Raw genomic sequence first — 6,985 nt, forward strand, 5'->3', positions numbered from 1 at the left:
CGCGCCCTCAGTCCCGCAGGGCGCGGCGCATCGCCCGGTGCGCAATGCCCGCGTCCGGGAACTCGGGGCCGTGCGCGACATAGCCGAGGCGTTCGTAGAAGCCGAGCGCATGGGTCTGGGCGTGCAGGTCGACGGCGTCCAGGCCCAGCTCCCGCGCCGCGTCCTCGATGGCCCGGACCAGCGCGGCGCCGACCCCGAGGCCGCGCGCCTCCCTGGTCACCGCGAGCCTGCCGAGCGAGCCGACGGCCGGGTCGCCACCGGTCCGGCCGGCGGCGGCCGGACCGTGCAGCAGCCGCCCGGTGCCCAGTGCCGAGCCGTCCGCCGCGACGGCGATGACGTGCAGGGCGACCGCGTCGAGCTCGTCGTACTCGATCTCCTCGGGCACCTCCTGCTCACCGACGAAGACGGCCCTGCGGACCAGGAAGCAGGCCGCGAGGTCCTGCTCGTCGACGACGGTGCGCGTGGTGTACGGGGCGGGCGTGCCGGTCATTCGCTCTCCGCCGCGATCTTGTCCAGGGCCTGCTGGAGGTCGTCCGGGTAGCCGCTGGCGAACTCCACCCAGCTGCCGTCGGACGGGTGCTCGAAGCCCAGCCGGACGGCGTGCAGCCACTGCCGGGTGAGGCCGAGGCGCTTGGCCATCGTCGGGTCGGCGCCGTAGGTGAGGTCGCCGACGCAGGGGTGGCGGTGGGCGGACATGTGCACCCGGATCTGGTGCGTACGGCCCGTCTCCAGCTTGATGTCCAGGAGGCTGGCGGAGCGGTAGGCCTCGATGAGGTCGTAGTGCGTCACGGAGGGCTTGCCCTCGGCCGTGACGGCCCACTTGTAGTCGTGGTTGGGGTGGCGCCCGATGGGGGCGTCGATGGTGCCGCTCATCGGGTCCGGGTGGCCCTGCACCAGCGCGTTGTACTTCTTCTCCACGACCCGGTCGCGGAACTGCGCCTTCAGCAGGGTGTAGGCCCGCTCGGACTTGGCGACGACCATCAGGCCGGAGGTGCCGACGTCGAGGCGGTGGACGATGCCCTGGCGCTCGGCGGCGCCGGACGTCGAGATCCGGTACCCGGCGGCGGCGAGACCGCCGATGACGGTCGTACCGGTCCAGCCGGGGCTGGGGTGGGCGGCGACGCCGACCGGCTTCACGATCACGACGATGTCGTCGTCGTCGTGCACGATCTCCATGCCCTCGACGGGCTCGGCGACGATCTGTACGGGAGCGGGCGCCTGCGGCATCTCCACTTCCAGCCAGGCCCCGCCCCGGACCCGCTCGGACTTCCCGACCACCGAGCCGTCCACCTGCACCTTCCCGGAGGCCGCCAGCTCGGCGGCCTTGGTACGGGAGAAGCCGAACATCCGGGAGATGGCGGCGTCGACACGCTCGCCCTCCAGACCGTCGGGTACGGGCAGGGTGCGGACCTCGGGATACGTACTCACCTGTCGAGTATGCCTTGCCGTTACTAGTCCTTGTGCACGGTGCCGTCGGGGTCCAGACCCTTGAAGGAAAGGATCACGATGAGGAAGCCGCCGCAGACGATCGCGGAGTCCGCGAGGTTGAAAACGGCGAAGTGAGCAGGGGCGATGAAGTCCACCACGGCGCCCTGGAAGGTGCCGGGGGCGCGGAAGATGCGGTCGGTGAGGTTGCCGAGCGCACCGCCGAGCAGCAGGCCGAGCGCGATGGCCCACGGCAGGCTGTAGAGCTTGCGCGCGAGCCGGGCGATGACCACGATGACGGTCGCCGCGATGAACGTGAAGATGATGGTGAACGCCTCGCCGATGCCGAACGCGGCGCCGGCGTTACGGATCGCGCTGAGCTGGAGCCAGTCGCCGATGAGCTCGATCGGCTCGTGGTGCTCCAGCTTCGCGACCACGAGCATCTTGCTGCTCAGGTCGAGGAGATAGGCGAACACGGCCACGGCGAAGAGCACCATGATCTTGCGCCTGCCCCTGCCCGGGGCGGTCTCCTCGCCCCGGTCCTCGACCCGGTCCGCGGCCTCGTCCCCCTCTGTCCCCTCAGCATCGGGGATGTCCGGCGTACCGATGATGCGCTCCGCCTCTGCCACGTGAATCCCTCAACCTAGGTTCCTGACTGAGGACGAGGGTACGACACACCGCCCGGGATCAGCCGCGTCGCTCCTGCTTCTGTTTGTCCTCGACACAGAGCGTGGCGCGGGGGAACGCCTGCATCCGTGCCTTGCCGATCGGATTGCCGCAGATCTCGCACAGTCCGTACGTCCCGGCGTCGAGCCGGGCCAGCGCCCGCTCGGTCTGCTCCAGCATCTCCTGGGCGTTGGCGGCGAGCGACATCTCGTGCTCGCGGGTGATGTTCTTGGTGCCGGTGTCCGCCTCGTCGTCACCCGCGCCGTCGCCGGAGTCGCGCATCAGCCCGGCGAGCGCGGCGCTCGCGGCCTCCAGTTCACTGCGCAGCCGCATGGCCTCGCTGCTCAGCTCGGTCCGCGCCTCGGCGACCTCGTCCGGGGTCCAGGGATCCTCGCCCGGCCTGACCGCCAGCTCGCCGGGGGCTGTAGCGGCGACCCCGCGGGCCGGGGGCACGGGCGCCGCGCCCGTGCCGGCCGTGCGGGTCCGGGCCGCGCTCTTCTTGGCTACCACCGTGTGGGCTCCCGTCTTCCCGGCGGCCTCGGCCGCCCCCTCGGCCGCGTCGGCGGCCTTCTTCGAAGCCTTCTTGGCTGCGCTCTTCTTCGCAGGTGCCTTCTTGAGCGGCGCCTCGTGCCCGGCGTCCGCCTGTCCGGCCGCCGCCTTCCTCGCGGCGGTCTTCCTCACCGCCGCCTTCTTCGCCGCGGTCTTCTTCGCCGCGGCCTTCGTCGCACCGGCCTCCGGGACGGTCTCCATACCCGCGTCGCCACCCGTCTCCCCGGCCGCCGCGCCCGTGGATCCGGCCGACGCCGTCTTCTTTGCGGCGGTCTTCTTCGCCACCATGGCCGCGGCCCCTTCACATATTGTGATCTTGCACGCGAATCGTGCTGGGACGATAAATCGACCCCAGCCCCGCGGCAACGGGGCACGCCGCCGAATCGCTCCTCCCCGCGTCCGGATCCGGGCCTGCCTGCATCCGTTGTGCCCAGCTCACGGCCGGGTAATCCGCCCCCGGACCCCCCGCCCGGACTCCGTACTCCGCCGTCTGGCCATTCGGGTCACGCCCCGTCCGCCGCGTTAAACCGGTCGGCCGTCCCCCGTACGGGCCCGTACACTGGCCTCAGCGAGAGGCATGGATGGGACGAGTAGCGTCGTACGCAGCCAGGAGCGACCCGGGGACGGTGGAAGCCCGGGGGCGAGCGCGTCGTGAAGATCACCCGGAGCCGTCGGAAGAACGCTTTGGACAGTGGGCTCCGCCCACTGGCGCCAGGCAAGTAGAACCGGCATCGCGCCCCAATGAGGGGGCCACGGGCGAACGCCCGGGGCCAAGGAGGGTGGTACCGCGGGAGCCGATGAGGCCCTCGTCCCTCCGACGGAAGTGGAAAACGTCCGCCGGAGGAAGTCCGCCCATGACATCGCCGCAGTACCACCAGGTACCCGCCCAGGTCGACCTGCCCGCGCTGGAGCACGCCGTGCTCGATTTCTGGCGCGACAGCAAGGTCTTCGCCAAGAGCCTCGAACAGTCCGAGGGACGCCCCGAGTGGGTCTTCTACGAGGGCCCGCCCACCGCCAACGGCATGCCCGGCGCCCACCACATCGAGGCGCGCGTCTTCAAGGACGTCTTCCCCCGCTTCCGGACCATGCAGGGCTACCACGTCGGCCGCAAGGCCGGCTGGGACTGCCACGGACTGCCGGTCGAGCTCGCGGTCGAGAAGGAACTGGGCTTCAACGGCAAGAAGGACATCGAGGCGTACGGCATCGCCGAGTTCAACGCCAAGTGCCGTGAGTCCGTGACCCGCCACACCGACGCGTTCACCGACCTCACGACCCGCATGGGCTACTGGGTCGACCTCGACGACGCGTACCGCACGATGGACCCCGAGTACGTCGAGTCCGTGTGGTGGTCGCTGAAGGAGATCTTCAACAAGGGCCTGCTGGTCCAGGACCACCGCGTCGCCCCCTGGTGCCCCCGCTGCGGCACCGGCCTCTCCGACCACGAGCTGGCCCAGGGGTACGAGACGGTCGTCGACCCCTCGGTCTTCGTCCGCTTCCCCCTCACCTCCGGCCCGCTGGCCGGCGAGGCCGCCCTGCTCGTCTGGACGACCACTCCCTGGACCCTGGTCTCCAACACCGCCGTCGCCGCGCACCCCGACGTCACCTATGTCGTCGCGAAGAACGGCGAGGAGAAGCTCGTCGTCGCGCAGCCGCTGGTCGAGAAGGCGCTGGGCGAGGGCTGGGAGACCACCGGCGAGAGCTTCACCGGCCGTGAGATGGAGCGCTGGGCCTACGAGCGCCCCTTCACCCTGGTGGACTTCCCCGCCGAGGCGCACTACGTGGTCAACGCCGAGTACGTGACGACCGAGGACGGTACGGGTCTGGTCCACCAGTCCCCCGCCTTCGGCGCCGACGACCTCGTCGTCTGCCGCTCCTACGGTCTGCCGGTCGTGAACCCGGTCCGCCCCGACGGCACCTTCGAGGAGAGCCTGCCGCTGGTCGGCGGCGTCTTCTTCAAGAAGGCCGACGAGGCGCTCACCGAGGACCTGGCCGCCCGCGGCAAGCTCTTCCGGCACGTCCCGTACGAGCACAGCTACCCGCACTGCTGGCGCTGCCACACCGCGCTGCTCTACTACGCGCAGCCGTCCTGGTACATCCGCACGACCGCCATCAAGGACCGGCTGCTCCAGGAGAACGAGAAGACCAACTGGTTCCCGGACTCCGTCAAGAACGGCCGCTTCGGCGACTGGCTGAACAACAACGTCGACTGGGCGCTGTCCCGCAACCGCTACTGGGGCACCCCGCTGCCGATCTGGCGCTGCGAGGACGGCCACCTCACCTGCGTGGGCTCGCGCACCGAGCTCGGCGAGCTGGCCGGCACCGACCTGTCGGGCCTCGACCCGCACCGCCCGTTCATCGACGAGATCACGTTCACCTGCACGCACGAGAACTGCCAGCTGGAGGCGTACCGCGTCCCGGAGGTCATCGACGCCTGGTACGACTCGGGCTCGATGCCGTTCGCGCAGTGGGGCTACCCGTACAAGAACAAGGAGCTCTTCGAGAGCCGTTACCCGGCGCAGTTCATCTCGGAGGCCATCGACCAGACCCGCGGCTGGTTCTACACGCTGATGGCGGTCGGCACCCTGGTCTTCGACAAGTCGTCCTACGAGAACGTGGTCTGCCTGGGCCACATCCTCGCCGAGGACGGCCGGAAGATGTCCAAGCACCTGGGCAACACCCTCGAACCGGTCCCGCTCATGGACCGGCATGGCGCCGACGCGGTCCGCTGGTTCATGGCGGCCGGCGGCTCCCCGTGGGCGGCGCGGCGCGTCGGTCACGGCACCATCCAGGAGGTCGTCCGCAAGACGCTCCTCACGTACTGGAACACGGTCGCCTTCCAGGCCCTGTACGCCCGTACGTCGGACTGGGCGCCGTCCGCGGCCGACCCGGCCCCGGCGGACCGCACGGTCCTGGACCGCTGGCTGCTGAGCGAGCTGAACGCGCTGGTCGACCAGGTCACGCAGGCTCTGGAGGGTTACGACACCCAGCGCGCCGGCAAGCTGCTGTCCGCCTTCGTCGACGACCTGTCCAACTGGTACGTACGCCGCTCGCGCCGCCGCTTCTGGCAGGGCGACAAGGCCGCGCTGCGCACCCTGCACGAGGTCGTCGAGACGGTGACCCGGCTGATGGCCCCGCTCACCCCGTTCATCACCGAGCGGGTCTGGCAGGACCTGGTCGTCCCGGTCACGCCGGGCGCCCCCGAGTCGGTCCACCTCTCCACCTGGCCGAAGGCGGACCTGTCGGTGATCGACCCCGCCCTCTCCACGCAGATGGCCCTGGTCCGCCGCCTGGTCGAGCTGGGCCGGGCCACCCGCGCCGAGTCCGGCGTGAAGACCCGTCAGCCGCTGTCCCGCGCCCTGGTCGCGGCGTCCGGTTTCGGGACGCTCTCCCCCGAACTGCACGCCCAGATCACGGAGGAGCTGAACGTCTCCTCGCTGGCCTCGCTCTCCGAGGTCGGCGGCTCGCTGGTCGACACGACCGCGAAGGCGAACTTCCGGGCGCTCGGCAAGCGGTTCGGCAAGGGCGTCCAGGCGGTGGCCAAGGCGGTCGCGAACACCGACGCGGCGGCCCTCTCGCTGGCCCTTCGCGAGGGCACGGCCTCGGTCGAGGTGGACGGCGAGACGGTCACCCTCTCCCCGGACGAGGTGATCATCACCGAGACCCCGCGCGAGGGCTGGTCGGTGGCGTCCGACTCGGGTGCGACGGTCGCCCTGGACCTGGAGATCACCCCGGAGCTGCGGCGCGCGGGCCTCGCCCGTGACGCAATCCGCCTCATCCAGGAGGCCCGCAAGAACAGCGGCCTGGACGTCGCCGACCGCATCGCCGTCCGCTGGACGTCGGCCTCCCCCGCCACGGTGGAGGCCCTGACCGAACACGCGGCCCTGATCGCGGACGAGGTCCTGGCCCTGGACTACGCCCAGGGCGAGGCGGACCCGACGTACGGCGAGCCGTTCGAGGACGAGGGCCTGGCGCTGGCGTTCCGCCTCCGCAAGACGGAGCAGTAACCCACGAAGAAACAGCAGGGCCCGGCCGGACACCAGTCCGACCGGGCCCTCCTGCTGTCCCCACACCCTCCCGGCACTTCCCCACTCGCACCCCCCGGCACTTCCCGAATCGCACCCTCCCGGCACTTCCCGATTCCTGCCGCACCCCGGCACCTCGCTACCATCCAGCCCCGACGCCTCGCTACCACCCCCCCCGACGCCTCGCTGCCACCCCGCCCCCAGGTCGCTTCCGCCGCCCCGACCGTCCTTTCCGGCCGGCCCCGCGTCCTTCTCAGCCCCTCCGGCGATTGAGGAGCGGGGTCCGGGGGAGAGCCCCGGTCTCGGGAAGGGGCGGGTAGGGG

General features: G+C 71.0%; 5 protein-coding genes. 1 reads left to right on the forward strand and 4 read right to left on the reverse strand.

Features of this window, described 5'->3' with window-relative positions; all coding sequences use genetic code 11:
• Window positions 1–7 precede the first annotated feature (7 nt).
• Genes AADR41_RS30040 through AADR41_RS30055 form a run of 4 tightly spaced genes read right to left on the reverse strand, consistent with a single transcriptional unit; the run spans window position 8 to window position 2,928 of the window.
• Window positions 8–490: a GNAT family N-acetyltransferase gene (locus tag AADR41_RS30040; protein ID WP_342284624.1), complete on the reverse strand. Its 483-nt coding sequence runs from the start codon at window positions 488–490 to the stop codon at window positions 8–10.
• On the reverse strand, window positions 487–1,428 hold the full coding sequence (locus tag AADR41_RS30045; protein ID WP_342284626.1) for an RluA family pseudouridine synthase: 942 nt from the start codon (window positions 1,426–1,428) through the stop codon (window positions 487–489). Before AADR41_RS30045 ends, AADR41_RS30040 begins: the two co-directional genes overlap by 4 nt.
• Window positions 1,429–1,451: 23 nt before the next feature.
• Window positions 1,452–2,054 carry a signal peptidase II gene (gene lspA / locus AADR41_RS30050; RefSeq protein ID WP_342284628.1) on the reverse strand — a complete coding sequence of 201 codons (603 nt, stop codon included), beginning with the start codon at window positions 2,052–2,054 and terminating at the stop codon, window positions 1,452–1,454.
• Window positions 2,055–2,112: 58 nt separating this feature from the next.
• The gene (locus AADR41_RS30055) at window positions 2,113–2,928 is read right to left on the reverse strand and encodes a TraR/DksA family transcriptional regulator (RefSeq protein ID WP_446751124.1); all 816 of its coding nucleotides are present in this window, start codon (window positions 2,926–2,928) and stop codon (window positions 2,113–2,115) included.
• Window positions 2,929–3,494: 566 nt separating this feature from the next.
• On the opposite strand from AADR41_RS30055, the gene ileS reads away from it, so the two are divergent.
• Complete coding sequence (gene ileS, locus AADR41_RS30060) at window positions 3,495–6,644, forward strand: isoleucine--tRNA ligase (RefSeq protein ID WP_342284630.1); 3,150 nt, start codon at window positions 3,495–3,497, stop codon at window positions 6,642–6,644.
• Window positions 6,645–6,985: the final 341 nt, after the last annotated feature.

Origin of the sequence: Streptomyces sp. CLV115, from assembly GCF_038448545.1 — a bacterium.
Taxonomy (GTDB): Bacteria; Actinomycetota; Actinomycetes; order Streptomycetales; family Streptomycetaceae; genus Streptomyces; species Streptomyces sanglieri.

What these genes read in the sequence shown, in the direction of transcription:
- AADR41_RS30040 (WP_342284624.1), bottom strand. Translation starts at nt 490, where the DNA reads ATGACCGGCACGCCCGCCCCGTACACCACGCGCACCGTCGTCGACGAG.
- AADR41_RS30055 (WP_446751124.1), bottom strand. Translation starts at nt 2,928, where the DNA reads ATGGTGGCGAAGAAGACCGCCGCAAAGAAGACGGCGTCGGCCGGATCC.
- ileS (WP_342284630.1), top strand. Translation starts at nt 3,495, where the DNA reads ATGACATCGCCGCAGTACCACCAGGTACCCGCCCAGGTCGACCTGCCC.